Source organism: Amphritea sp. (assembly GCF_016744155.1).
Lineage (GTDB): Bacteria > Pseudomonadota > Gammaproteobacteria > Pseudomonadales > Balneatricaceae > Amphritea.
Window position 1 is genome coordinate 142,945 of the sequence record NZ_JADGEW010000004.1, and the last position, 24,227, is coordinate 167,171.

A 24,227-nucleotide genomic window follows, 5' to 3' on the forward strand; every position below is an offset into this window, starting at 1 on the left:
GAAATTAGTTAATATATTAATTATATTATCAGCATATGTTAGCTTTTACCTGTGTAGAGGTAAATGGCTAGAAATCATTTGAATACTATTTTTAAGCAACAACTTTTGGTTGCTGAGCTCAGCGCTAGCTAGGATGGAAGGTCAGATATGTTAACAAAAGAACAGATAAAAACAGCGGCAGAGAAATTATATCAAGCAGAGAAAGACTGTACTCAAATTCCTGCATTGACGCTCGAGCATCCTGATATGACTATGGACGATGCTTATGCTGTCCAAAAAACCTGGGTTGATCAGAAGATCGCTAAAGGTGCAAAGGTTAAAGGTTATAAGATTGGTCTGACCTCTCGTGCGATGCAGATGTCTGTTAATATCGATCAGCCGGATTACGGTGTGCTGCTGGATGATATGTTCTTTGCTGATGGGGCCGAAATTAAAGCGTCTGACTTTCCAGATCCACGTATCGAAGTTGAGCTTGCTTTCGTACTTAAAGATCGACTTGAAGGCGAGAACGTCACAATTTTCGATGTATTGAATGCTACTGACTACGTTATTCCTTCCCTTGAGCTAATCGCAGCCCGTTGTCACCGTACCGACCCTGAAACTGGCTATACTCGTAAGGTCTACGACACTATCTCTGATAACGCGGCGAATGCCGGTATCATCCTGGGTGGTCGTCCGATTAAACCGATGGATATGGATCTGCGCTGGGCGGGTGCTTTACTTTATTTGAACGGTCAGATTGAAGAAACGGGTATTGCAGCAGGTGTCTTGGGACATCCAGCTAACGGCATTTGCTGGGTATGTAAACGTTTTGCGAAGCACGGTGTAGCTCTGGAGCCAGGCCAGGTTGTTCTGTCAGGTTCATTCACCCGTCCTGTTCCAGTAAAAGCGGGCGATACTGTTCATGCTGATTATGGCCCACTGGGCGGTATTTCAGTGAAATTTGTATAAGAGGGCGTTATGGAACTTCCTGTAAATAAATTCAAGCAGGGCCTTAAAGGTGACAAGCCTTTATGGGGGCTGTGGTTGGGTCTGCCTGATTCAAGTTGTGCCGAGATTGTTGCCGGGGCTGGTTTCGACTGGCTGTTAATTGACAGTGAGCATGCTCCGTTTGAACTGGATACAACGATGCGCCATCTGCAGGCTATCGCACCTTATGGTGTGCCTGCGATTGTCCGCCCTGAAGAAGGCCGTACCGCGTTATTGAAACGTATTCTGGATATCGGTGCTCAAACGGTACTGGTACCTATGTGTGATACTGCTGAACAGGCTCGTGAGCTGGTTAAGGCTGTTAAATATCCGCCACAGGGTGTCCGTGGTTTGGGCAGTTCACTGGCTCGTGCAGCTAACTGGAATCGTATTCCTGGTTATCTGCAAAAAGCGAACGATGAGATCTGTCTTATTGTTCAGGCTGAGACGGTTACTGCGATGGCGAATCTTGAAGAGATCGCGGCGGTTGAAGGTGTTGATGCCGTATTTATTGGGCCTTCTGATCTTTCTGCGTCAATGGGGCATATCGGTAATCCTGATCATCCTGAAGTGGTCGCTGCCATCGAGAACGGCTTTAACATCATCAACAATGCTGGAAAAGCGGCAGGCCTGCTTTGTATTAATCCGGCTAAAGCGCATCACTATGTTGAGAAAGGCGCCAAGTTTGTCGGTGTTGGAGTTGATACGCTGTTGCTGAGCAATGGTGCGAAACAGCTGGCAGAAAGCTTCAAATCTGGTGGAGAGAAAACCGAGACCTCTCAGTCCAGTGGTTATTGAGTTAATCAAAAAAGTAATTTTAGAGGGCGCTGTATAGCGCAGGTTAAATAGTGCTCTTAACTGAGTACTTTAAACAGAACTTTGAAAGAGTTAGTAGGTTTATAAATGACTAAAAATCCAATCGTTAATGGAAAGCTTGTATGTGTTGCGCTGAACGATTCTGAGCAGTTCAACGCGATGCAGGCTGAGTTCGCTGAAGCTCCTTATAAAGGCGCTCCAACACAGCCGGTTCTCTACTTTAAGCCGCATAACACCTGGAGCACTGATGGTGCTGTTGTTGAGTGGGCTGAGGGTGCTGATAGCATGGTTGTCGGTGCATCTCTGGCTGTTGTTTTTGGTAAAGAGTGCTGCCGTGTAAGTCAGGCTGAAGCGCTGGACTATGTTGAAGGTTATACGCTGGTTCATGACTTCTCCCTGGTTGAGCAGAACTACTATCGCCCTGATATCAAAGGCAAGTGTCTGGATACCACTGCACCAATCGGTGCTGAAGTTGTATCTATTGCAGATCCACAGGCATTGACGGTTATTACGTCAGTTAACGGTACCGTAGTAAACGAAACACCTGTTTCTCAGTTGGTTCGTGGTGTTGCTGAGTTGATTAGCACTATCTCTTACATCATGACTCTGCAGCCAGGCGATGTGATCGCCGTTGGTTTCCCAGGTCAGCGAGCGCCTGTTGCTAAAGGTGACAATGTCAGCTCTGTGATTGATGGTGTAACTAAATTGAACAACGTACTTGGTAACTAAGAGGAGCTTACGAGAATGAAACACGCACGCGTACTTTTTAATGGCTCCACACTGGATGTAACAGTTGAAGACTCTTTTTCCGAGACGGGTCAGCTGAAATCTAAAGCTGATGGTCAACTTATTAATGAAGCTGATGTTACCTGGCTTTCTCCTATTGCAGAGCCAGGCACTATTTTTGCTTTGGGTCTGAACTATGCAGACCATGCCGCTGAGCTGGCTTTTGCGCCACCTACAGAGCCTCTGGTATTCCTGAAGGGTGCTAACACTCTGACGGGTCATAAAGAGAACTCTTACCGTCCGGACAACATCGAGTTTCAACACTATGAGTGTGAGCTGGTTGCTGTCATTGGCAAAGAAGGTAAGAACATCTCCCGTGAAGATGCGATGGATTACATCTCTGGTTACACCGTTTGTAATGACTTTGCTATCCGTGACTATCTTGAAAACTACTACCGTCCGAATCTGCGGGTTAAGAGCCGAGATTCACTTTGCCCTATCGGCCCATGGTTGATCGACAAAGATGACGTAGGTGATATTTCCGACCTGAAACTGACAACTCATGTAAATGGTGAGCTGACTCAGGAAGGCACTACCGCTGACATTATTTTTGATCTGCCTTTCCTGGTGGAATATCTGAGTAAAATTATGACCCTTAAGCCGGGCGATATGATTGCTACTGGTACTCCTAAAGGTCTGAAAGACATGCAGCCAGGCGACACTGTTGTCTGTGAAATTGAAAAAGTAGGCGCTCTGGTAACGAACATTGTTTCTGAGCAAGAGTTCTACGGCGATAAGTATTGAGGTAAAGATTGATGAGTGCACAACTACAAGAAAATATCGGTAAAGCAGAAGGCTACCTGGCGCGTTTTAAAGAGAACACTCTGGGCCACTACATCAACGGTGAGTGGACCCTGGGTAGCGGTGAAACTTTTGATAACACGTCACCTGTTGACCAAAGCTATCTGGGTAAAGTTGCTGCTGCATCAGAAGCAGATGTAAATGCTGCCTGTGAAGCCGCTGCTGCTGCCGCTGCGGGTTGGGCTGCTACACCGGGTGCCGAGCGTCGTAAGATCCTACACCGTCTGGGTGACGAGCTGGAGAAGCGCGCAGAAGAGATCGCGATGGTTGAATCGATGGACTGTGGTCAGGCGCTACGCTTTATGCGTCAGGCGGCTGTTCGCGGCGCGGCTAACTTCCGTTTCTTCGCGGATCAGGCACCAGAGGCCCGTAACGGTCTCTCACTACACCAGGCTGAGCACACCAACTTCACCGTGCGAAATCCGCTGGGTCCTGTTGCTGTTATCACGCCTTGGAACACGCCATTCATGCTGTCTACCTGGAAGATCGCTCCAGCACTAGCTGCCGGCTGTACTGTCGTACATAAGCCTGCGGAGCTGAGCCCACTGACAGCGTCTATTCTTGCTGAGTGTGCTGATGCTGCTGGTCTGCCAAAAGGCGTCTGGAACATGGTTAACGGTTTCGGAACTGTTGCCGGTAAAGCGCTGACTCAACACCCTGCAATCAAAGCGGTTGCACTGGTTGGTGATTCTGCAACCGGTAAACTGATTCAGGCTCAGACAGCACAAACACTGAAGCGTCTGCATCTGGAACTGGGTGGTAAGAACCCAGTTATTGTCTTTGATGATGCTGACTTTGACCGTGCCCTGGATGCAGTCGTATTCATGATATACAGCCTGAATGGCCAGCGCTGCACTAGCTCCAGCCGTCTTCTGGTTCAGAGCGGTATCAAGGACAAGTTCCTGGCGGCTCTGAAACAGCGCGTTGCTAACATCAAGGTAGGCCATCCACTGGACCCTGCGACTGAAGTGGGCCCACTGGTTCACACCGGTCACTACGAGAAAGTTACCGGCTATTTTGATATAGCTAAGCAAGACGGTGCTACCGTTGCAGTAGGCGGTAAGTCGCTGCGTGACGAGATGGGTCCGGGTAACTACGTTACTCCAACGTTGTTTGTTGAAGCTAAGAACAGCATGCGTATTGCTCAGGAAGAGATTTTTGGTCCTGTGCTGACGGCTATCGAATTCGATACTGAAGAAGATGCTGTTCGATTGGCTAACGATACTATCTACGGTTTGGCTGGGTATATCTGGACTAGCAATACTGGCTGCGCAATGCGCATGGCGGATAAAGTTGAAGCCGGTATGCTTTGGGTCAACTCTGAAAACAACCGTAACCTGCCTTCACCATTCGGTGGTGTTAAGATGTCTGGTATTGGTCGTGACGGTGGTGACTGGAGCTTTGACTTCTACATGGAAACTAAGAATGTGTGTATTGCTCATGATACCCATAAGGTTCCTGTCCTGGGCCGTTAAAGCTATTACGTTTGGCTATACGGCGTTAAAAACTGGCTCAGAATGCTCACCTACAATAGTAGGCTCCGCTTCTTCGCCAGTTTTTGCCTAGTCTAGCCTGCACTCATTACGCTTTAACCCTTAGCTATTGCGCTTAATCATACGGCGTTGGAAGCTGGCTTAGAGTAATCTTTGCCAGCTTTTAGTTTTAAGATCTGTGAGCCTAATACCTGGTTATATTGATTAGATAGAGGAAAATTTATGCCTCATTTCATTATGGAATACTCTGCCAATCTGGATGATGATCTGGATATCCCGGCGATTTTTGAAAAACTGAATGCAACAGCTATCGCAACAGGTGTTTTCCCAATCGGTGGAATCCGCACCCGGGCCGTTCGTTGTGAGCATTTTCGTGTTGGAGAGGGTGATCCGGATAATACCTTCGTACACCTGACGGCTAAAGTCGGTTCTGGTCGTAGCCCAGAAGTGCTTAAAGAGGCATCAGATAAAGTGTTTGAAGCCTTTAGCGAATGTCTGAAACCTGTCTTCGATCGTCGTTGGATGAGTTTTGGCTTTGAGCTTATTGAACTTCATCCAGAGCGCAACTACCGGATGAACAATATCCATAAGAAGCTCGCCGAGAAGAAGTAGATACTATTTGCAATCGGCTTCTTCGCCGGTTGCATCATTTTTCTGTTAATCCTCAAATACAACTCACGAAAGCCTGTTTCGGTTGTTGCTTACGAACTCTGACAAACCGTCTGGATATTTTTACCTACGACTAAATCTAATGTTTTTACTATATTAAAACTATTGAGTTGTTGTAGATTAAGAATCTAATGCTATAACCGGGTAAGCAAGTGACTCGATTATTCGAAACATCACGCCTGAGCGTGGATGAGGCTTCTACAAACATATCTGAGTCAGACAGAGCGCTTCTCTATGCAGATATTTTGAAGATACTGACGCCTTCCGTTGTTGCAAACCTCCCTGATTACTTTCATGAAATAACCTCAATTGAAAAGGCTGCTATTTGGTTTGAGCGAATGCTTTGCGAGAGCCGTTTATTGGTGGTGAAGCTAAGTGGGCCTGATCAGGTTATAGGCCTTGTGTTTGTCTATAGCGAAAACAGGGATGCTCATATTGGCTATTTACTCGGCGAACGTTTCTGGGGAGTAGGGTATGCGAAGGAATTGTTGTTAGGGTTTATCGAATGGAGTAAAGAAGAGGGGAGATACAGCAGGTTGATTGGCGGTGTCGATAAGGAAAATATTCCATCTGCCAAGTTACTCAAAGGGCTAGGGTTTATACGGCAGCCTTCTTCGGATAGTTCGACAACCTTCTACACTTACGAAATACGCTGGTCTTTCTGCAAATAAATCATGTAAGTCATTTATAACTAATTGTTTTAGATAGCTTACATAATGGCGATTCCGGTTGGACTTAGCTATTGTATACCTAGCTGTCAGGCAATCGTCTGATAACGATGGCTATTGATTATTTAACCATAAGACAACGTATTGCTGCATTGATGCTGCTTTATTGACACACAACAGACCGATAGCGCCATATAATATATGCAGGTCAGCATGCCCTGTTATCACTCAGCGAATCCAAAATAAGGAATTAGATTCATGCAGGAACTCTTTGAAAATATAGATATTAACCAATACCTTCCGGCGGCTATCGCCTGGGCTACCAATATCCTGCTAGCTATCGTTATTCTGCTTATCGGCTTATGGATAGCAAATAGTGTAAGTAAGATGATTGTCGGCCTAAGTAAGAAGAGTCCGCATCTGGATGATACGCTGTTCCGCTTTTTGAGTAGCCTTGCGCGTTACGTGATTTTGGCGTTTGTTTTCATTGCGATACTCAATCGTTTTGGCGTACAGACCGCGTCGATTGTTGCGCTACTGGGTGCTGCTGGTCTGGCAGTAGGTCTAGCTCTACAAGGTGCGCTGTCTAATTTAGCTGCAGGTGTGATGTTGCTAATTTTCCGACCTTATAAGGCGGGCGATTATATCGATGCGGGTGGCTGTTTCGGCAACGTAACTGAGATCGACATGTTTACTACAGTCCTGAGAACCTTTGATCATCAGCAGATTATCATCCCGAACAGTAAAATTTGGGGTGAGAAGATCATCAACCACTCTCACTATGAGGTTCGTGGAGTGGATATGAGCTTTGGTGTTGCTTACGGTGAGAATACCGATGCTGCACGCGCAGTAATTGACGCTGTATTAGCTAAGCATCCGCACATTCTTGAGACACCGGCACCCTTTGTTGAAGTCAGTACTCTGAATGACAGCTCAGTAGATTTTGTTGTTCGCCCCTTCTGTAAAGGTGAACATTACTTTTCTGTGCTCTATTCAGTACCTGAGTTAATTAAAAAGGCGCTGAATGAAAACGATATCGAGATCCCATTCCCACATCGTAAAGTTATCGTGGTGAATGAAACCGCGAAATAGCATTTTTTACTCTAGAAAAGGATTGGATTGGGGCGTTATGGTTTAGCTTTCGAGTTAAATTGATAAGGTTCCAGGCCAATCTTTTTTTTTGCGCATATAATTTAACTCTTTTTACTATATCTACTTTCTTACACAAGCAGCCAGATAGTTCGTTGCCAGTATTAAATTTGAACTGGTTGGTAATTGTTGTAGAGCAGTGTGCTCGTAATGGTCTTCACAGTCTGGTTTCTTGTCATCTTTAATCGCAAATATTTTTATCAGGAACTTGTCCAGACGTACTGAGCTCATAACACGTCCTCAGCTCGCCTGAGGCGCTTCAACTGCCATTAACAGTTTAATCTCTCTCAGAGGCTGATGTCTGAGTAAAGTCGGACAGCTTGGCCCTGCTTTGTCTTCTTCTACTGTCATCTGCGTGACTAGGTTTGAACAAATGTTTAAATTGCATCTAGACTCAATAGGGTCTAATCGGGTTTCAGACTCTTTGAATGCCAGTGAATACTACTTTCTATAAATACAGGAGAATGATGATGATCAAACTATCTCAAATCGCACTGGTTATGGTGTTTATTGGTTTGCCTGCGATGGCGGCCGACGGTGTGGTGAATGTTCAGAGTCCATTTAGCGTTGAAGAAACAGCAGACAGATTAAATAACGTATTGAATAACAAAGGTATGACGGTTTTTAATCGGGTAAAACACTCTGAAGCAGCCGGTAAGGTGGGTATTCAGCTACGTGATACCGAACTGATCATTTTTGGTAACCCTAAAGCGGGTAGCCCGTTGATGAAATGTCAGCAAAGTATTGCGATAGATCTGCCTCAAAAAGCGCTTGTGTGGGCGGATGATCAATCTAAGGTATGGATCTCGTATAACGACCTTTCCTACTTGGCAAAGCGGCATGATCTTTCAGGCTGTGAAGCGGTTATCGCGAAAGTTGGTAAGGCACTGGCAGGTATCACTAAAGCAGCAGTAACGGAATAATTAAGACGATAAGGAGATAATATGGGGATGATGAATTGTGAAGATTGCGGTCACGGAGTATCTGATAAGGCAGCCAGTTGTGTTAACTGCGGATGTCCATTGTGTTCACAAACAACTGAGGTGAAGACTCAATCTAAGGGGCCGATGAGTGGTGCCTGGATGGCGGTTACAAAGTCGAAAACCCCGATCAATTTGTTTGCCATAGCGATGATGTCCTGTTCATCAATACTGGGGATGAGTGCTATTCATATAGAGAGCCCTGAAGCGCTCAGTGCATTTACATACACTCTGCATGTTTTTATGGCGGTTACAGGAATGTTCTTCGTCACTATTCTGTTTTGCCGCAAGGGTGTTTATCATCCGGACGACCTTGCCAAAGCGAAACGTGATGGTATTACGGATGATCTTGGTAAGGATCACCCAGAGATTGCTGCTGTTTTAATAGTGATAATGCTGACCGCCTATGCGGTATATCAGGGAGTTTATGCTACTCAATAGAGTACCTCTGAAAGAAGGGGGCTTGTAATGTAGTTTGTTAACCTCTTAATTAATCTGCCACGAATCAGCCCTTCAGATGGAGCCGAAGCACTTTATGTTTGAACTCAAAACGGTAGCCCTTTTTTTGCTAACGGCTATAGCAGAGATTGTGGGATGTTATCTGCCATATCTTTGGCTTAAACAGGATAAAAGCATCTGGCTACTGCTGCCTGCAGCGATCAGTCTTGCTCTGTTTGCCTGGCTGCTCTCTCTGCATCCAACCGCTGCTGGGCGCGTGTATGCGGCCTATGGCGGCGTCTATGTCTTTGTCGCCTTGCTCTGGCTTTGGCTGGTGGATGGTATAAAGCCAACTGGTTGGGATATTGCAGGGGGACTGATTGCGCTGACAGGCATGGCAATTATTATGTTTGCCCCTAGAGGGCTTTGAGTTTTCAGGCATACATATAATTGCGGGTATGCATCCTGCAGAAATCGTCAGCTTTGACTATCAGACGTTGAGTAACTTTATATCCAAGAAAATCCTGCCAGATATAGGGGGCGATTGCTGGTATTCAATGTGCCGCCCATTGAAGAAGTTGTGAACCCGCTAACAGCAAGTGGAATTGATCTGGGTAATTGCCACTTGAGCTTTATGAACGGTAGAATCTGAAGTGGGTTAAGTTTTCAAGACAGATCAGCGAGGAACTTCTATGTTACAGCTGCGTCCAAATTGCGAGTGTTGCGATAAAGATCTGCCACCGGGCTCAATGGAAGCTTACATCTGTAATTACGAATGTACCTTCTGCCGGAGCTGCGTCGATACACAGCTTAATAGTGTTTGCCCTAATTGTGGCGGTGGTTTTTGTGCCAGGCCGGTACGACCAAAAGCAGAACACAGAGCTGGCGTAGGCTTGCAAAGTCATCCAGCCTCCACGCAACGAGTGCACACTCAGTATAGTGCTTATGAACTGAGTGATTTTTCGGAATCGATAAAGTCGATTAAACCTGAGAACAGATAGATATTAGGGAGGGTTTTATGGACTTAAGGAACCACTTTATATTGATGGCTGATTATAATCTGCGGATGAATGATCAGGTGTATGCCGCTTCTTCTAAGCTCGATGCTGAGAAGTTAAGGGCTGATGATGGAGCTTTTTTCGGCTCGGTCCTGGATACGCTTAACCATATTCTGGTGGGTGATCTTCTTTGGTTATCCCGTTTTGCTCTTCATTCAGACCGTTACCAGTCTTTAAATAGTTTAAGTGCCTTACCCAAGCCGAAAGCCTTAGATGAAACGCTCTATCCTGAGTTAGCTCTTCTTGTGAAGGCCCGTAAATTTGTCGATAAAACTATTAGGCAGTGGCTGGATGAGGAGATTAGGACGGATGATTTTAACCGAAGCTTAGTTTACGCCAATTCCAAGGGAGTGGTCTGCGAACGTGATTTTTGTGAGCTGCTGAGTCATTTTTTCAATCATCAGACTCATCACCGAGGTCAGATAAGTACGTTGTTACATCAACAAAATATTGATGTCGGAGTCACAGATCTGCTAATTGAAATACCTGACCTTATAAAGGATTAATACCTTACTAAGGAAGGTTAATGGGTCCTGCTTTCAATCTGGGGCCTGATAGGTGTGGCGGTTTTGTTTATTACACACTTTTCTGTTTGGGTAGGCCAAATAACCCCGAGGTTAACACTATTCGCCTCTACTGCCTTTGATAGCACAGAGAGTTGCAAGGACAGCCATGCATACCAGAACTAAAGGCAGCATACTTACGCTGATTTCTATGAGTAGAGGTGTTAGCTGCGCAATCAGAGAACCGATAGTTAGCTGAAAGAACCCTAGCATTCCGGTTGCTGTAGCGACCGCTCCAGTGGTTGACGAGATAGCGGTCGCTTGCGCACTTGGCTGACTCAATCCACGCCCGTAAGTATAGAGAGACATAGGTACAAACAGGGCTAGAAAACTAAAAGGTGCGAGCATAAACAGAACCAGCATTAACAGAGCCCCAGCACCCGAAATGCTATTACCCAGCAACATCATTTTGCGGGTACCCACCTTAGCCGATACTTTTCCAGCGGTAAGACTTCCCAGCCAGAAACCTCCGGCGACGAGTAGAAACCAGTTACCATAATCAGCAGAGTTTCCATCAAGGAGTTCTGATACCAAAAAAGGGGCGCTGGTCATAAAGACGAAAAATCCGGAAGCGATCATCGTCGCTGACAGAGCGCAGAATATATAATTTTTGGACGAGAGCACCGTGCCGTAACGCGTGAAGCTTTGTAACAGGCTACCCGTATTAGATTTAGTCGCAGAGGATTCGGGTAGAGTAAATAGCGCGCCCAACCAGACGATGGTGCCGAGTCCCATTGATACCCAAAAAACGGATTGCCATCCGACTGCGAGATTAAGGTAGCCGCCAATGGTAGGAGCCAGCGCTTGTGCAGTAGCGATACCCATAGTGACATAACCTAGCATTCCCGCGGCTTTGTCCTTACCGTGCTGCTCGAGAATAATGCTTCTGGCTAAAAGCATACCGGTACATCCACCGGCAGCCTGAAGAATTCGTGCAAACAAGAGATGCCAGACCTCAAAGGCGAAAGCGCCAAGAAGACCACCGACAATATGTAACAGAAAACCCCAAAAGAACACGGGACGTCGGCCATAACGGTCGGCTAAAGGGCCACTGATCAGCTGGCCTATAGCTAGTGTAAGCAGATAGAAAGTAAAACCCAGTTGAATAGTAAAAGAGCTGGTGTTGAACTGTTCAGCTAACACAGGCATCACAGGCGCATAGAGGTTCAGTGCCACTGGGCTGGCGATCGCCATTCCGGCTAAAAGCGCGACAGGGGTCTTAATTTGAGCGCTAGTACTGTGGATGGAATTCGGCATATTGGAAGAGTATCGTTCGGTAACTTAAAAATACTTAATAAGTTAACAGAATACACCGATGAAGATGAGACCGCCAGCAGAACTGGCGGTCTCAGAAGGTCTAAAGGAGGGTAATGATGTTAACGATCAACTTCAGTAAAGCCTGCCAGCAGAGCTGAAACTATCTTGTTTACTTCTTCTGTACCCACGGTCAGAGGTGGGGAGAGGATGATTTTTGTGCCGACTGGACGAGCGATAACTCCCTCTTTTAAGGCTACAGCAGCGATTTGGTTAGCAAAACCGTCCATAGGATTAACGGGCTCACGAGTTTTCTTATCAACCACCAGATCAATTGCAACCATCAAGCCTTTACCGCGAACTTCGCCGACAGATGGGAAGTCACTTAGTGCGTTCGTCAGCTTGTTTAATAAGTCTTTACCCTGAATTCCAGCGTTGCCTGGTAGGTCTTCATCCTTAACAATTTTCAAAGAAGCAAGCGCGGAAGCACAGGCGACCGGATGACCTGAGTAAGTGTAACCATGCATAACTGCACCACTGAAGTTTTCGCAGCTCTCGATCCCCTTAGCGACTCGCTCGTTGACCACTGTTGCGCCGAGAGGGATATAGCCAGAGTTAATGCCTTTGGCAAAGCACTGAATATCAGCAGCAACGCCCCAGCCACGTACACCGAACATGTTGCCGGTACGCCCAAAGCCAGTTACCACTTCGTCAGCGATGAGGAGAACCCCGTACTTATCACAAACCTCACGGATAAGAGGCCAGTAGTTAGCCGGAGGAACGATTACGCCACCGGCGCCTTGAACGGGCTCAGCGATGAAAGCCGCAACAGTTTCGGGACCCTGGAAGATGATCTCTGCTTCTAATTGCTTAGCACATAAGTGACCCAGCTCTTCAGGATTTTCGCAGTTCCATGGGTTGCGGTATAACCATGGTGCATCGATATGGACACAGCCTGGCAGTACAGGTTCATAGTTAGTACGGAATACGGTGTTACCGTTGACAGAGGCTCCGCCAAAGTGAACGCCGTGATAGCCTTGCTTTAGTGAGATAAACTTATAACGTTGTGCCTGGCCGGTGGCTTTCCAATACTGACGAGAAATTTTCAGTGCGGTTTCTACCGCATCAGATCCACCAGAGCTGAACATTACACGCGCCATACCTTCCGGTTTGGTCATATCAATAATCAGATCGGAAAGTTCTTTTACACGGGGGTGAGTGACACCATCGAAGATCTGGAAATATTCCAGTTCATCCAGCTGGTTTTTAATAGCGTCTTTTACTTCAGTACGATTATGTCCAACATTAACATTCCATAAGCCGCCAACGCCATCAACCAGCCAGTCGCCTTCACGGTTCTGAACATAGTTGCCATCACCTTTTACAATTTCAAGAGAACTATGTGAACCAGGAACGCCTGGATGTACCATCGGGTTCCATAACGTTTTTTTATTTTCACTCATAAGAATAGCTCCGGATGTTTCTTGTTTTCAGATCCGCAGCAATACAACAGGTATCAAAGTGTAAGAGGTTATCACTGCTACGGGCATAGATTAATTATGAATTGATCAAGCGGAGTGTGTATCAACCAGAAGGTTGATACCGAGGGGGAGTATTGGAGGTAACCTCATCCTTGAGGGGGTAAGAGTGTCAGTGTTGGTTATATAACTGAGAGGTTATTTCAGTCTTGCTATTAACACCCGTTTTGTAAAAGATATGCTGTAGGTGGGTTTTGATAGTCGCAAGGCTACAGTGCAGATTAGACGCGATTGTTTTGTTCGGTAACCCCTGGCTAACCAGTTCCACCACCATGCGCTCTTTCGGGGTAAGCTGGAAGTTGTTACAGAATTCTTCAAATTGATTATGTTTCGGTGTAACCAGCGTTTGTTCGAGCGAGAATTGCATAAATTTATGCAGCTTCTCCGCTTTTCGCAGATCTTCAAGAAGTATTTCGGGCTGTTGTTTAGAGATAAACAGGGCAAAACCTGCAACCAGTTTGTCATCAACGCGCAGAAACAGCTCTACGATATCCTGCACGCCCCAGGGTGAAATGAAATCTTTGTAGTAGGGATGGCTATAACGTTCTTGTGAGGATACCAGGTCGTTCATCTTGACTACCGTTGCATCATGATTTTCTACAAACTGGGTAGGATGTAGAGGGTCTATCTTTTGAAATTTTTCGAGATATTCACGGTGCATTGCAGGTTGGAGCTGCCATGTTTTGTAACAGATCGGCTTTTTTTGATTGTCGATAAGGTAGGAAGCCGCTTTAGATGCGTTAAGTACACCGGTCAGGAGTCCCATGCACTCATCCTGAAAATTATATAGGCCGGCAGGGTAGATGGTATCGGTTGATTTCATAAACTGACCTGCTTGTTTTATGATCAATAAAACAAGATACGTTAATTCAAAGTCATTAACAACTTAATATGTTAACTATAATACTATAGTCAAATCTCTCCGCTCCTATATGGTACCGCTGAAGCTATTTAGCGTCAGCGGTACCAGGATATATTGTAAGCACCTAACTGACTTTAGGGCGATTACTCCATAGATAGACAGCGATGGATAGAATGATCATCGACAGAAGAGTCAGGCTTATAGGCCGGTTGATAAATATGCTCAGGTCGCCATTTGCTACGCCCATTGCCTGACTGAAACGAGTCAGGAATACCGGGCCAAGAACCAGACCGAGAATGATAGGTACCGGTGGAATATCGTTCTTTTTCAGGAAGTACCCAAATACGCCGAACCCCAGCGCTATTAACGCGTCGGAGAATTGATAATTCTGACTGTAGCTGCCGATAAATCCCAGTACCAGAATAAAGGCACCGATGAAGCGTCCCCGGATTCGGGTGAGATTAACGATCCACTTAGTAGCAAAAGATAGATAAACAAAGACTACGATGTTCATCAAAAACAGTGAGATGTACAGTCCCGATATAAACTCAGGACGTTCAGCAAACAGTGTGGGGCCAGGGACATAATTATGTACCATAAAGACGGCTAACAGCATTGCCATTAAGGCATCAGCAGGAATTCCAAAGGCTAGCAACGGAATCAACACGGAAGCGGTGACGGCGTTGTTAGATGTTTCCGACGCAATCAGTCCTTCAGGTGCTCCATCGCCAAATTTCTCAGGAGTCTTAGAGAATTTTTGGGCTAGTGTGTAGGAGAAAAATTGAGATCCAAATTCACCTACACCGGGTAGGAGTCCCATCACCACACCCAGCGCAGCTGAGCGAATGACCGTTATTTTATGCTTAAGAAGTACGAAAAATCCTGAAAATAGACCATCACCTTCCAGCTTGGTTACGCTTGAGTCATTGCCACGGGCAGATAAAAGAATAAAAGCCTGAGACATAGCAAACAGACCGATAACGGCAGGGACAAGCGGAATACCGTTTAGCAACCATTCCTGATGGAAGGTGTAGACCTGAGTGCTGAATGAGCGATCAATGCCAATGGTCCCCAGGAATATTCCCAGACCCAGCATCATTGCAGCTTCCACAACGTGCTTTCGATGAGCCAGAACAACAAAGATCATGCCCAGCGCAGACAGCATTGCAAATTCAGCCGAGCCAAAAAGCCGGGCAACCTGAGACAGCATAGGTGCCAGCAAAACTAACGACAAGACACTGATTATTCCGCCAACGAAGGACGATGTGTAAGCGATAGAAAGGGCTTTTTTACCTTCCCCGCGCAAAGTCATCGGGTAGCCATCGTATGTCGTTAGAACCGCTACCGGGGTGCCGGGTGTATTCATCAGTATGGCGGGAATAGCACCGCCATACCATGCACCACCATAAACGCCTAACAGGAGAGAAACACCCGCCAGCGGCTCCATTGAAAAGCTTAGGGGTAATAGAATTGCAATGACGCCGGCCGGCTCAAGTCCCGGAATTGACCCGATGGTTACGCCGATCAGTGCACCAATAATAATTGCCAGCATCACATTTAGTGTGCCGACCTCTTGTAAACCTAAATACAGGATTTCCATAGCAGACTCATGAATTACAGGTATTGGTTAGCAAAATCAGTCCAGGTATCCGGTAGCAGGCTATAAAGCCACACATCGGGTAACCAGACACTTAAGCCAACACGAAATATTAGAACCATCACTGTTATGGTGAACAGCGAAGCCAAGACCCATGTGCGTTCAAACAATCTGCTTAGCCATAGCAAAGTGAGGATAAATATCAGAGTGGATAGCACAAAGCCTAAAACTGAGAGGGTGTTTATATAGAGAAAGAACAGCAGTGCAGAGAACAGAGCCGTGCGATAACTACTGAGGGTATCTATCAGTCTGTCGAGAGGTTTAAGGTCTCTTAGGTAGCCACTTTTGACCGATTCCATAACACGTACAGCAGAAAATATTGCTACCAGCAGAATTCCCAGTGAAGAGCCAAACATGGGTTGAATAAACCAACCTCGCTTGGTGTTAACCCAGGGGGTTTCGATCGGTAGTAGAAATAAAAGAAGCAGGGCTCCTGCGAGGATAAACCAGTAGATACCATAGTGCTTATACGTGGCAGGTTCATCTGTTTTACTGAGGCTTGAATTTAGAGGTTGGCTGCTCATAATTGGTACCGTTTGTTATTATTAGGAATATCACCAACAAGCATTGCAGCAGCCTGTTAGGCCGCTGCAATATAGAGAAAAGATTACTCTTTCATAAAGTCTAACAGTGACTTAGCAGCTTCATAGTCGTCTGCAACAATTTTCTTTGCGTCTTTTCCGCCAATCCAGAAGATACCAGCACCGGTGGTTTTGCTTAACTCTGTCGCTTGCTCATCTGCAAGAGCCTTCTGGGCGATCTCCGCGATACGTTGCTTAATCTCTTCAGAGGTTCCTTTCTTAACAAACAGACCATTCCAGGTTGTTAGACTAATACCTGTTTGCTCATTCAGAGTGGCAACATCCGGAGCAATACTCAGGCGATCACGGGTCAGGGAAGTCAACAGTTTTACTTCACCAGAATTAAGGCATGCCAGGATTAACTGAGTTGTCGTGTTGATTACGTCGGCATCTCCATTTGCCAGAGTTGAGCAATCGTTAGCATCAAAGGCCGCATCAGACGAAAAGGTGATACCTGCCTGTTTAGCTGCTTTAAATGTGATGGCGGTCGGCAGTGCCATGTAGCCAAAGTGCCCGAGAGATACTTTGTTGTTCTGAGAGAACTCGGCTAGTTCTTTCATGTTGTTGTACGGTGAATCCGTCTTGGTTGCCAGAACAAAAGGATAATCCAGGAAGATGCCAACAGGCTCAAAAGTGTCTTTTTCGTAGGGAGCATTACCAGACAGCAGATGAGTCGTTAAGATGTCAGCAACAAATGAACCGATAGTCAGTCCGTCAGCTCGAGCGCTTGCAACATATCTGGCACCGAGAATACCGGCACCGCCAGCTTTGTTAACAACAGAAGCAGGTTTGCCTGTTTCTTTGGACATCTCTTCAGCAATCTTACGCGTCAGAATATCTTCTAGATCACCAGGAGGCCAGGGGACTACAAATTTCACAGGGCGATTAGGATAATCAGCAGCGACAGTGATAGAACTGATAAACGGGGCGCTAACCAGTGCCGCAATAGCGCATACTTTTATTATATTTTTCATGAACTTTCCTCTGGGTATATCTTAGTTTTATTTGCTGTTCTTTTTCAATGGAACAATCAGTACAGGTATTTCACTGTTATGAATGACTTTTTGAGCGGTTGAGCCGAGAAAGATTCTGGCTGCTGACGAGCTTTCGCGATCGCCCATGATTATCATGCTGGCGTTAAGCTTTTTGGCTGCCTGCATGATTACCTGAGCGGGCTTTCCCGGAGATACCTGTATCTCTGGTGGATATGGAAGCTCAAAGTCAGCTTCCAGTTCGCTGGCAAGAAACTCTTCTATACGCTGGCCAATTTTTAACTTGAAGCTTTCTATCAGCTGATGCTTATGTTTAGCGGTAGCGCTTTCGGGTAAAAAATCTTCGATGAAATCGTTCATCGGTTCCATTACATGAATAAAAACTATTCGTGCATCGTTGTTGATGGCTTGTTTTACGGCCATACGAAATGCAGGGCGACTGCCTTCACTGATATCACTGGCGTACAGAATGGTATTGATCTCAGGTAGCATAATTATTTATCCGGCTGCGTATCTCTTGTTATTCATTACAGAGCAAAACCTCCTGGCTTAATATCAACCGTATGGTTGACTATGATCTGAGGGAGAAAGAAAAAGGATAAAAAAGCCTGCTACTAAAGCTTGAAAGGTGAACCGCAATGATGGGCAGAAGCATAATTTGATGTTAGCTAAACAGTTGAGCCTAGTTGCTATCAGAGCAGTGCCGTATGGTCAGTCGCTATCAACCAGGTGATGGGGATATTATAAAAAGATAAAAAAAAAGAGCTTACTTGCGTAAGCCCCGAAAACTCTTCTTGAGAAGAGAGAGGATCCAAAACCACTGGAGATACAGATAAAGAGATCTGCATAGTTTTGGAAGACAGTCTGTAGAGCCAGTGCAACAGACCAGTAAATTAAATCAGTTAGCGTCTGTAGCCGGTATCAGCCAAAGGGTTGATCGGCTTATATTATTGATTATCGTTATCCATACAGCCCAGATGAAAGTGTTTTTTACCTCTGCGAACGAGTAGGTATCGGTCGTGCAAAGCGGTATTGCCTGTCAGGCGTTGCTCATTATCTGTGACGGTCTCTCCGTTAACCTGGACTGCACCTGCCGATACAAACTCTCTGGCTTGACGGCGTGAGCTTGCCAGTTCCGATTTCACCAGAAGATCGGTAATGCTCATCTCAGCAGTGAGCTCTGAGGTGGGTAGCCCATCCTGTTCTAGCTGCTGAAACTCTTCCGCAGTGAGCTGATTAAGACTGCCGCTGAAAAGTGCATCGGAAATGCGCCTTGCTTGTTGCAGTGAAGTTTCACCGTGAACCAGAAGCGTCATCTGTTCTGCTAGAGCTTTCTGGGCTTGAGGTTTTGCCCCGCTTGTCTGGTCTAGTCGTTCAATCTCTTCAATTTCAGGAAGGGATAAAAAGGTGTAGTACTTCAGAAAACGGTAAACATCAGCGTCGGCTGTATTGATCCAGAACTGATAGAAGCTATAGGGGGAGGTCTTTCGCGGATCTAGCCATATTGCACCGGACTCAGTTTTACCAAACTTTGTACCATCGGCTTTAGTTATCAGCGGTAGGGTCATGCCGAACACTTGCTTGCTATTCAGGCGCCTGGTCAGATCAATACCGGCAGTAATATTGCCCCACTGATCATTACCGCCAATCTGCAGAGTGCACTGTTTAGTGCGGTTAAGCTGGGCGAAATCATAAGACTGCAAAAGACTGTAGGAAAATTCAGTAAAGGATATTCCCTGATCTGGCCGCTCTATACGCTGGCGCACAGATTCTTTGTTAATCATTGAGTTAACGGAGAAATGCTTACCGATGTCACGCAGAAAACTCATGATATCCATCGAGCCCATCCAATCGCTGTTATTAGCGATAGTCGCTGGATTGTCAGGAGTATCAAAATCCAGGTATTTTTTTAGCTGAGTGCTGATACTGTCGATCCAGAAATCTATAGTTTCAACGGTATTCAGGCTTCTTTCCGTTGCTTTAAAACTGGGGTCACCAATCATTCCTGTTGCACCGCCTATCAATGCTACGGGGCTGTGACCGGCCAATTGAAACCGTTTAAGCATTAATAGTGGTACAAGATGGCCGATGTGCAGGCTGTCAGCTGTGGGATCAAAGCCACAATAAAGGGTTCGTGTTTGTTCAAGGTGCTTATCTAGCCGCTCGTTATCGCCGCTCTGCTGGGCGATAAGACCGCGGTCTCTTAGATCGTTAAGAAGGGGGGAGTGTGTCATGGCTATTTTGTTTTATAGGTATTGAAGAAAATGGGGGTAGATATATACCCCCTACAGACAAGGGTTTACTTGTTAATGTTGAGGACTTGCATGCAGGTATATTCAAGCATGCCTTCTTCGCCGAACTCGACACCGAAACCGGACATTTTGCAGCCGCCGAAGGGAGCGTGGGGTAATACTTCCGCGTGTCCATTGATCCATGCGGTGCCGCACTCAAGCTTGCTGGCTATTTCAGTAGCCTGTTCGATGTTGGCGGACCAAACTGAACCACCCAGGCCAACACTGGCTGAGTTGGCGCGGGCCAGTGCATCTTCAACATCGGTATAGCGGATTACGGGTAGTACTGGACCGAACTGTTCTTCATCTACAAGACGGGTACCGTCGCTGATATCTGCAACGATGGTTGGTGGATAGAAGTAGCCAGGGCCTTTAAGAGCCTCGCCTCCACATAGAATTCTAGCGCCATTAGCTTTAGCATCTTCGACCAGATCGTTGACAATGTTGAACTGATTTACGTTCTGTATGGGTCCGAAATTCACACCGGCTTCCATGCCATTACCAACAACTTGCGCCTGGGCAATATCAGAAAGTTTGTTGCACAGAGCATCATAGATATCATCATGAACATAGAGGCGTTTCAGTGCAGCACAGGTCTGGCCCATATTGAGGAATGCGGTCTGGAAGATAGCCTCAGCAATAGCATCAACATCAGCATCTGGTAATACGATTGCTGCATCATTGCCGCCAAGTTCTAACGTCAGGCGCTTAAGATTTGTCGCTGCGCTGCTCATAATTCGCTGGCCGGTAGGGGTTGAACCGGTAAAAACTATTTTGCTGATGCCGGGATGGCTACTAATAGCTCCGCCGATATCTGCCTGACCTGTGACTACGTTTACAACGCCGGCAGGAAGTATTTCGTTGATCAGTTCTACCAGTCTGAGTGTATTTAACGGGGTAAATTCTGAAGGCTTGCAGACAACCGTATTTCCGGTTCTGAGCGCAGGCATAATATGCCAGATAGCGATCATCAAAGGCCAGTTCCAGGGAGTGATTGAGGCGACAACACCCAGTGGCTTGTGGTGAGCCTCAATACGTTTGTGTTCGCTATCTTCAATGATTTTTACGGGTATCACCAACTCTGCATTATAGCGAGTCCAGGCAACAGCACCGCCGACTTCAGCCTGGGCAAGAAACATAGGTTTACCCTGTTCCAGTACGATGATCTCCGCCAGTTCGTTGGCATTGGCTTCTATCGAGTCTGCAATCTTGTGCATCAGTGACTGGCGTTCTTCATTTGATGTATGTTGCCAGGTTTTAAAAGCGTTGGTTGCTGCAGTAACGGCTTGATCAAGTTGTTCAATAGAGGCGAGAGGAGCCGCTGCAGTTACGGTTTCAGTAGCAGGGTTAATAACATCGAAGTTACCGGCGGCACCGGCTACTTGTTCGCCATTAATAGTGAGTGCGAAAGAGTTCAGCATCTTAGTTCTCCTAGAGACAAGTGAGCCCTGCATAAGCAGGGCTCTATTTTTTATAAGGGTATTACCCATTTATTAGAACGGTACGATCGCGATAACCTGAGCGTAGAAATTATCTGAAGAGGTATTCTGAGTCTGATTACCATTGTCTGGTGAGTAGATACCAATCAGAGGGCTAATGATCAGATGGTCAGTCACAACCCATTCAGCATAAAGGTCTATCTCGTGTCCATCGGAGTTAGCACCAAACGTGGTTGAATCGCTGAAATCAAAATACAGCGCACCGACAGATAGCATTTCCGTTGGGGATGCTTTTACGGCAAGGTGCTGGATAGTGGCAGATGAGCCAAATGGCCCTGCATAATTAGATGCAACTTCACCCTGGAACCAGGTGCCGTAACCACGATTAAAGCCAAAGAACAGCGAGTCAAAGTTCTCTTCATACTTCGTGTAACGATAAGTTAGCTGTGGCGCCCAGGCTACGTCAGAAAAGGTCCAGCCGGCTTCGGCATACCATGCATTTGCGTCATCAGAGTTGTCGCCCTGTGACTGGTCAGCATACTCGGCTGACAGGAACAGGTTTTCGACACCGGCATTACCCTGAAAACGAACGCTGACAGTCTTCTGCCCATCACGCTTGGCATTGTCGACAGCATCAAGACCTTTAATGTATGTCGCACCGAAAGTACCCGTTTCAGTAACATACTCAATGTTTGCACCGCCAAGCTCTACTTCAGACTGCGCCGTATTGTCTGATTCAAGATAGAAAAGGTCGCCGCGCAGGCCATCTTCGCCACCAATACGTGCAATCGCGGTTTGGTTAAATGCTTTACGGGCTGCTAACCAATATGCGCCGCCGCGGTTAGAGTCAGGGAACACACCCTCACCCAGGTTTAATGCATCACCATTGATAAGAAATCCGTCACCAATGGAGAAATTCTGGCGACCAAAAGACAGGTCTAGCATATCCGTGCGGAAACCAATGAAGGCGTCCTCTACTGCAGTACGACGTTCGCTACCGTCAGTATTTCCGCCGGCATCACCGTCACCCCAGGTGCCTGAAGAAACGAAGTTAAGTCCACCGTATAAAGAATTTACTTCACTTAGGGCATGACTGCCGCTGAAGCCGGCTTTGAGATAGCCTTCTTGCCAGCTGGAACCGTTACCCGTTTTACCGAAATAGTTTTCATCGCTGCTGAACGTGCCTACAACAGCTTCGATATCCAGGTTCAGTTCAGAACCGTTTTCACTGTAAAGGTTGTAAGCAGATGCGGAGCCTGATGCCAGGGCAATGGCTGAACCCAGCGCTACAGCAGAGAGCTTTTGTTTTAAGTGTTGTGTCATCGACATGATCCTCCAGGGATTCTTTATTTTTTTTGGCCGGAGTGGTTATTGAAGGGGGTAGATAACCAAACCAACTGGATCTTATTCGACCCGTAATCCAGGCCGAAAGTAATCAACCATATGGTTGATCTAAAGAAATAGGGGGGGATAGAGTAGTAATTTAATCTTTTCAAGCGGGAATCTTTTAATAAAAAAACGACATTACAGCGGGTCAAATAGTAAATTTATAACTTACTTTCGAGGGATTTCTTATATCAATACAGCCATGCTTCAAAAAAGTACTTAACTTATTAACTAAATTCTAATAGAGTATAGTCCATAATAAACGGGTTGAACTGCCCGACAACGTTAGAAGAGATAGCTATGAAATTAGAACTGAATGATTCCTCGTTGCTGAAAACTCAGGCGTTTATAGATGGGCAGTGGGTTGATGGCGATGCCGGCGAAACCTTTACTGTTATGAACCCTGCTACTGGTGATGCTATTGCCGAGGTGGCTAGTGTTGGCCAGCCAGAGACTGCACGTGCTATTGCCGCAGCGGATTCTGCAATGATTGAGTGGAAAGCTTTACCTGCCGGGCAGCGTTCAGAAATTCTGGAGCGCTGGCATGCACTGATTATTGAAAACATTGATGATCTGGCGGCTATCATGACCCTTGAACAGGGTAAGCCGGTTTTTGAATCTAAAGGTGAGGTGCTATACGGTGCTTCTTACCTGAAATGGTTTGCAGAAGAGGGTAAGCGGGTATACGGCGATGTACTGCCGTCTTCTAATGATCGTCGTAGTATTGTGATTAAACAGCCTGTAGGCGTTGTTGCTGCCATTACGCCCTGGAATTTTCCGAACGCGATGATTACCCGTAAGGCTGCTCCAGCACTGGCGGCAGGTTGTGCGATTGTGTTGAAGCCTGCAGCTGAGACGCCTCTTTCAGCGCTATCGTTGGTCGAGCTAGCTAATCGGGCTGGTTTGCCTGCGGGCTTGTTCAGCGTACTACCGAGCTCTCAGTCTTCAAAGGTTGGCGGCGAGATGACCTCTAATCCGGTGGTTAAAAAGCTGACTTTTACCGGGTCGACTCCGGTTGGCAAGCTACTGATGAAGCAGTGTGCGGATACAGTAAAGCGTACATCAATGGAGTTGGGTGGTAACGCTCCGGTTATTATCTTTGATGATGCAGATCTTGATCTGGCGGTTAAAGGCGCTCTGGTGTCTAAATACCGTAACTCAGGCCAGACCTGCATCTGTGCTAATCGATTGTTGGTTCAGGAAGGTATCTATGATGCTTTCGTCGAAAAATTTGCAGCGGCGGTAAATGATTTCCGTCTCGGACTTGGCTTTGATGCAGAGACTACCCACGGTCCTGTTGTGTCTAAAAAAGCCTTGGGTGATATCGATAATATCGTTCAGAACGCGGTCAAGCAGGGGGCGAATGTTGTCACCGGTGGTAAGCCTTCAGTTTTGGGTAACTGCTTCTATGAGCCAACTATTCTGACCAATGTAGATGACAACATGAGTATCTTCTCTGAAGAGATTTTTGGACCGGTTGCTCCTGTCTTTAAGTTCAGCACTGAAGAACAGGCTATTTCGATGGCTAACGATACAGAGTTTGGTCTGGCCGCTTATGTGTATACCGAGAATGTCGGTCGTATCTGGCGCGTTTCTGAAGGTATTGAATACGGTATGGTTGGGGTAAATGAAACTTCAATCAGTTCTGAGGTTATTCCATTCGGTGGAGTGAAAGAGTCAGGTCAGGGTCGTGAAGGTTCTAAGTATGGCTTAGATGATTACCTGGAAACTAAATACATCTGTATCGGTGGTCTTCAGCGCTAATTGCCTGAATACTACTGCTTAAGTTGCTGCATAAAAAAAGGAGTCCTTAAGGACTCCTTTTTTATTGCCGATA

25 protein-coding genes are annotated in these 24,227 nt (G+C 46.3%); 14 read left to right on the forward strand and 11 right to left on the reverse strand.

Annotated features, from left to right (window positions below; translation table 11 throughout):
• Nucleotides 1-147: 147 nt before the first annotated feature.
• The 8 genes from hpaH to QZZ54_RS05525 all read left to right on the forward strand — a co-directional run bounded on the left by hpaH (nucleotide 148) and on the right by QZZ54_RS05525 (nucleotide 7,294).
• Entirely contained in the window at nucleotides 148-951 is an 804-nt protein-coding gene (gene hpaH / locus QZZ54_RS05490; RefSeq protein WP_290699957.1) for a 2-oxo-hept-4-ene-1,7-dioate hydratase, read from the forward strand.
• Nucleotides 952-960: 9 nt separating this feature from the next.
• Nucleotides 961-1,767 carry a 4-hydroxy-2-oxoheptanedioate aldolase gene (gene hpaI / locus QZZ54_RS05495; protein ID WP_290699960.1) on the forward strand — a complete coding sequence of 269 codons (807 nt, stop codon included), beginning with the start codon at nucleotides 961-963 and terminating at the stop codon, nucleotides 1,765-1,767.
• A gap of 105 nt (nucleotides 1,768-1,872) precedes the next feature.
• Nucleotides 1,873-2,514 (forward strand): fumarylacetoacetate hydrolase family protein, encoded by a 642-nt coding sequence (locus QZZ54_RS05500; RefSeq protein ID WP_290699963.1) that lies wholly within the window; start codon nucleotides 1,873-1,875, stop codon nucleotides 2,512-2,514.
• Between the two features lie 15 nt (nucleotides 2,515-2,529).
• Nucleotides 2,530-3,315 (forward strand): fumarylacetoacetate hydrolase family protein, encoded by a 786-nt coding sequence (locus QZZ54_RS05505; RefSeq protein ID WP_290699966.1) that lies wholly within the window; start codon nucleotides 2,530-2,532, stop codon nucleotides 3,313-3,315.
• Nucleotides 3,316-3,326: 11 nt separating this feature from the next.
• Complete coding sequence (gene hpaE, locus QZZ54_RS05510; protein WP_290699969.1) at nucleotides 3,327-4,847, forward strand: 5-carboxymethyl-2-hydroxymuconate semialdehyde dehydrogenase; 1,521 nt, start codon at nucleotides 3,327-3,329, stop codon at nucleotides 4,845-4,847.
• 240 nt (nucleotides 4,848-5,087) lie between these two features.
• Nucleotides 5,088-5,477, forward strand: coding sequence for a 5-carboxymethyl-2-hydroxymuconate Delta-isomerase (locus QZZ54_RS05515; protein ID WP_290699972.1), 390 nt, complete (start codon nucleotides 5,088-5,090; stop codon nucleotides 5,475-5,477).
• Nucleotides 5,478-5,686: 209 nt separating this feature from the next.
• Nucleotides 5,687-6,205, forward strand: a complete 519-nt coding sequence (locus QZZ54_RS05520) for a GNAT family N-acetyltransferase (protein ID WP_290699974.1) — start codon at nucleotides 5,687-5,689, stop codon at nucleotides 6,203-6,205.
• Nucleotides 6,206-6,460: 255 nt separating this feature from the next.
• Nucleotides 6,461-7,294: a mechanosensitive ion channel domain-containing protein gene (locus QZZ54_RS05525; RefSeq protein ID WP_290699977.1), complete on the forward strand. Its 834-nt coding sequence runs from the start codon at nucleotides 6,461-6,463 to the stop codon at nucleotides 7,292-7,294.
• 120 nt (nucleotides 7,295-7,414) lie between these two features.
• On the opposite strand, the gene QZZ54_RS05530 is transcribed toward QZZ54_RS05525, so the two are convergent.
• Nucleotides 7,415-7,582 carry a hypothetical protein gene (locus QZZ54_RS05530; protein ID WP_290699980.1) on the reverse strand — a complete coding sequence of 56 codons (168 nt, stop codon included), beginning with the start codon at nucleotides 7,580-7,582 and terminating at the stop codon, nucleotides 7,415-7,417.
• Between the two features lie 239 nt (nucleotides 7,583-7,821).
• Between QZZ54_RS05530 and QZZ54_RS05535 the strand changes: the two genes are divergently transcribed.
• From QZZ54_RS05535 to QZZ54_RS05555, 5 genes are all read left to right on the forward strand, one after another.
• A complete protein-coding gene (locus QZZ54_RS05535; RefSeq protein ID WP_290699982.1) occupies nucleotides 7,822-8,274 on the forward strand; it encodes a DUF302 domain-containing protein in 453 nt (150 codons plus the stop codon).
• A gap of 21 nt (nucleotides 8,275-8,295) precedes the next feature.
• Nucleotides 8,296-8,772, forward strand: coding sequence for a hypothetical protein (locus QZZ54_RS05540; protein WP_290699985.1), 477 nt, complete (start codon nucleotides 8,296-8,298; stop codon nucleotides 8,770-8,772).
• 94 nt (nucleotides 8,773-8,866) lie between these two features.
• On the forward strand, nucleotides 8,867-9,199 hold the full coding sequence (locus tag QZZ54_RS05545; protein WP_290699988.1) for a YnfA family protein: 333 nt from the start codon (nucleotides 8,867-8,869) through the stop codon (nucleotides 9,197-9,199).
• Nucleotides 9,200-9,461: 262 nt separating this feature from the next.
• Entirely contained in the window at nucleotides 9,462-9,770 is a 309-nt protein-coding gene (locus QZZ54_RS05550) for a DUF1272 domain-containing protein (protein WP_290699990.1), read from the forward strand.
• A 44-nt stretch (nucleotides 9,771-9,814) separates the two neighbouring features.
• Nucleotides 9,815-10,333 (forward strand): DinB family protein, encoded by a 519-nt coding sequence (locus tag QZZ54_RS05555; RefSeq protein WP_290699992.1) that lies wholly within the window; start codon nucleotides 9,815-9,817, stop codon nucleotides 10,331-10,333.
• A 117-nt stretch (nucleotides 10,334-10,450) separates the two neighbouring features.
• On the opposite strand, the gene QZZ54_RS05560 is transcribed toward QZZ54_RS05555, so the two are convergent.
• From QZZ54_RS05560 to QZZ54_RS05605, 10 genes are all read right to left on the reverse strand, one after another.
• On the reverse strand, nucleotides 10,451-11,647 hold the full coding sequence (locus tag QZZ54_RS05560) for a multidrug effflux MFS transporter (protein WP_290699995.1): 1,197 nt from the start codon (nucleotides 11,645-11,647) through the stop codon (nucleotides 10,451-10,453).
• A 119-nt stretch (nucleotides 11,648-11,766) separates the two neighbouring features.
• A complete protein-coding gene (locus QZZ54_RS05565; RefSeq protein WP_290699999.1) occupies nucleotides 11,767-13,107 on the reverse strand; it encodes an aminotransferase class III-fold pyridoxal phosphate-dependent enzyme in 1,341 nt (446 codons plus the stop codon).
• 187 nt (nucleotides 13,108-13,294) lie between these two features.
• The gene (locus QZZ54_RS05570; RefSeq protein ID WP_290700002.1) at nucleotides 13,295-14,005 is read right to left on the reverse strand and encodes a LuxR C-terminal-related transcriptional regulator; all 711 of its coding nucleotides are present in this window, start codon (nucleotides 14,003-14,005) and stop codon (nucleotides 13,295-13,297) included.
• A 163-nt stretch (nucleotides 14,006-14,168) separates the two neighbouring features.
• A complete protein-coding gene (locus QZZ54_RS05575; protein WP_290700005.1) occupies nucleotides 14,169-15,644 on the reverse strand; it encodes a tripartite tricarboxylate transporter permease in 1,476 nt (491 codons plus the stop codon).
• 14 nt (nucleotides 15,645-15,658) lie between these two features.
• Entirely contained in the window at nucleotides 15,659-16,225 is a 567-nt protein-coding gene (locus tag QZZ54_RS05580; RefSeq protein WP_290700008.1) for a hypothetical protein, read from the reverse strand.
• Nucleotides 16,226-16,308: 83 nt separating this feature from the next.
• Complete coding sequence (locus tag QZZ54_RS05585) at nucleotides 16,309-17,256, reverse strand: tripartite tricarboxylate transporter substrate binding protein (RefSeq protein ID WP_290700010.1); 948 nt, start codon at nucleotides 17,254-17,256, stop codon at nucleotides 16,309-16,311.
• Between the two features lie 27 nt (nucleotides 17,257-17,283).
• Nucleotides 17,284-17,766: a universal stress protein gene (locus tag QZZ54_RS05590; protein WP_290700012.1), complete on the reverse strand. Its 483-nt coding sequence runs from the start codon at nucleotides 17,764-17,766 to the stop codon at nucleotides 17,284-17,286.
• Between the two features lie 455 nt (nucleotides 17,767-18,221).
• Nucleotides 18,222-19,508: a tyrosine--tRNA ligase gene (gene tyrS, locus QZZ54_RS05595; RefSeq protein ID WP_290700014.1), complete on the reverse strand. Its 1,287-nt coding sequence runs from the start codon at nucleotides 19,506-19,508 to the stop codon at nucleotides 18,222-18,224.
• 65 nt (nucleotides 19,509-19,573) lie between these two features.
• Nucleotides 19,574-20,986, reverse strand: coding sequence for an aldehyde dehydrogenase family protein (locus QZZ54_RS05600; protein ID WP_290700016.1), 1,413 nt, complete (start codon nucleotides 20,984-20,986; stop codon nucleotides 19,574-19,576).
• Between the two features lie 72 nt (nucleotides 20,987-21,058).
• The gene (locus QZZ54_RS05605; protein WP_290700019.1) at nucleotides 21,059-22,327 is read right to left on the reverse strand and encodes a hypothetical protein; all 1,269 of its coding nucleotides are present in this window, start codon (nucleotides 22,325-22,327) and stop codon (nucleotides 21,059-21,061) included.
• Nucleotides 22,328-22,690: 363 nt separating this feature from the next.
• On the opposite strand from QZZ54_RS05605, the gene QZZ54_RS05610 reads away from it, so the two are divergent.
• Entirely contained in the window at nucleotides 22,691-24,154 is a 1,464-nt protein-coding gene (locus tag QZZ54_RS05610) for an NAD-dependent succinate-semialdehyde dehydrogenase (RefSeq protein WP_290700022.1), read from the forward strand.
• Nucleotides 24,155-24,227: the final 73 nt, after the last annotated feature.

Excerpts from the sequence above, each read along its gene's own strand:
- QZZ54_RS05540 (WP_290699985.1), top strand. The coding sequence starts at position 8,296 with ATGGGGATGATGAATTGTGAAGATTGCGGTCACGGAGTATCTGATAAG.
- hpaH (WP_290699957.1), top strand. The coding sequence starts at position 148 with ATGTTAACAAAAGAACAGATAAAAACAGCGGCAGAGAAATTATATCAA.
- QZZ54_RS05545 (WP_290699988.1), top strand. The coding sequence starts at position 8,867 with ATGTTTGAACTCAAAACGGTAGCCCTTTTTTTGCTAACGGCTATAGCA.
- QZZ54_RS05585 (WP_290700010.1), bottom strand. The coding sequence starts at position 17,256 with ATGAAAAATATAATAAAAGTATGCGCTATTGCGGCACTGGTTAGCGCC.
- hpaI (WP_290699960.1), top strand. The coding sequence starts at position 961 with ATGGAACTTCCTGTAAATAAATTCAAGCAGGGCCTTAAAGGTGACAAG.
- QZZ54_RS05605 (WP_290700019.1), bottom strand. The coding sequence starts at position 22,327 with ATGACACAACACTTAAAACAAAAGCTCTCTGCTGTAGCGCTGGGTTCA.
- QZZ54_RS05580 (WP_290700008.1), bottom strand. The coding sequence starts at position 16,225 with ATGAGCAGCCAACCTCTAAATTCAAGCCTCAGTAAAACAGATGAACCT.
- QZZ54_RS05555 (WP_290699992.1), top strand. The coding sequence starts at position 9,815 with ATGGCTGATTATAATCTGCGGATGAATGATCAGGTGTATGCCGCTTCT.
- QZZ54_RS05535 (WP_290699982.1), top strand. The coding sequence starts at position 7,822 with ATGATCAAACTATCTCAAATCGCACTGGTTATGGTGTTTATTGGTTTG.
- QZZ54_RS05550 (WP_290699990.1), top strand. The coding sequence starts at position 9,462 with ATGTTACAGCTGCGTCCAAATTGCGAGTGTTGCGATAAAGATCTGCCA.
- QZZ54_RS05590 (WP_290700012.1), bottom strand. The coding sequence starts at position 17,766 with ATGCTACCTGAGATCAATACCATTCTGTACGCCAGTGATATCAGTGAA.
- QZZ54_RS05500 (WP_290699963.1), top strand. The coding sequence starts at position 1,873 with ATGACTAAAAATCCAATCGTTAATGGAAAGCTTGTATGTGTTGCGCTG.
- QZZ54_RS05525 (WP_290699977.1), top strand. The coding sequence starts at position 6,461 with ATGCAGGAACTCTTTGAAAATATAGATATTAACCAATACCTTCCGGCG.
- hpaE (WP_290699969.1), top strand. The coding sequence starts at position 3,327 with ATGAGTGCACAACTACAAGAAAATATCGGTAAAGCAGAAGGCTACCTG.
- QZZ54_RS05515 (WP_290699972.1), top strand. The coding sequence starts at position 5,088 with ATGCCTCATTTCATTATGGAATACTCTGCCAATCTGGATGATGATCTG.
- QZZ54_RS05600 (WP_290700016.1), bottom strand. The coding sequence starts at position 20,986 with ATGCTGAACTCTTTCGCACTCACTATTAATGGCGAACAAGTAGCCGGT.
- QZZ54_RS05570 (WP_290700002.1), bottom strand. The coding sequence starts at position 14,005 with ATGAAATCAACCGATACCATCTACCCTGCCGGCCTATATAATTTTCAG.
- QZZ54_RS05575 (WP_290700005.1), bottom strand. The coding sequence starts at position 15,644 with ATGGAAATCCTGTATTTAGGTTTACAAGAGGTCGGCACACTAAATGTG.
- QZZ54_RS05565 (WP_290699999.1), bottom strand. The coding sequence starts at position 13,107 with ATGAGTGAAAATAAAAAAACGTTATGGAACCCGATGGTACATCCAGGC.
- QZZ54_RS05610 (WP_290700022.1), top strand. The coding sequence starts at position 22,691 with ATGAAATTAGAACTGAATGATTCCTCGTTGCTGAAAACTCAGGCGTTT.
- QZZ54_RS05560 (WP_290699995.1), bottom strand. The coding sequence starts at position 11,647 with ATGCCGAATTCCATCCACAGTACTAGCGCTCAAATTAAGACCCCTGTC.
- QZZ54_RS05505 (WP_290699966.1), top strand. The coding sequence starts at position 2,530 with ATGAAACACGCACGCGTACTTTTTAATGGCTCCACACTGGATGTAACA.
- QZZ54_RS05530 (WP_290699980.1), bottom strand. The coding sequence starts at position 7,582 with ATGAGCTCAGTACGTCTGGACAAGTTCCTGATAAAAATATTTGCGATT.
- tyrS (WP_290700014.1), bottom strand. The coding sequence starts at position 19,508 with ATGACACACTCCCCCCTTCTTAACGATCTAAGAGACCGCGGTCTTATC.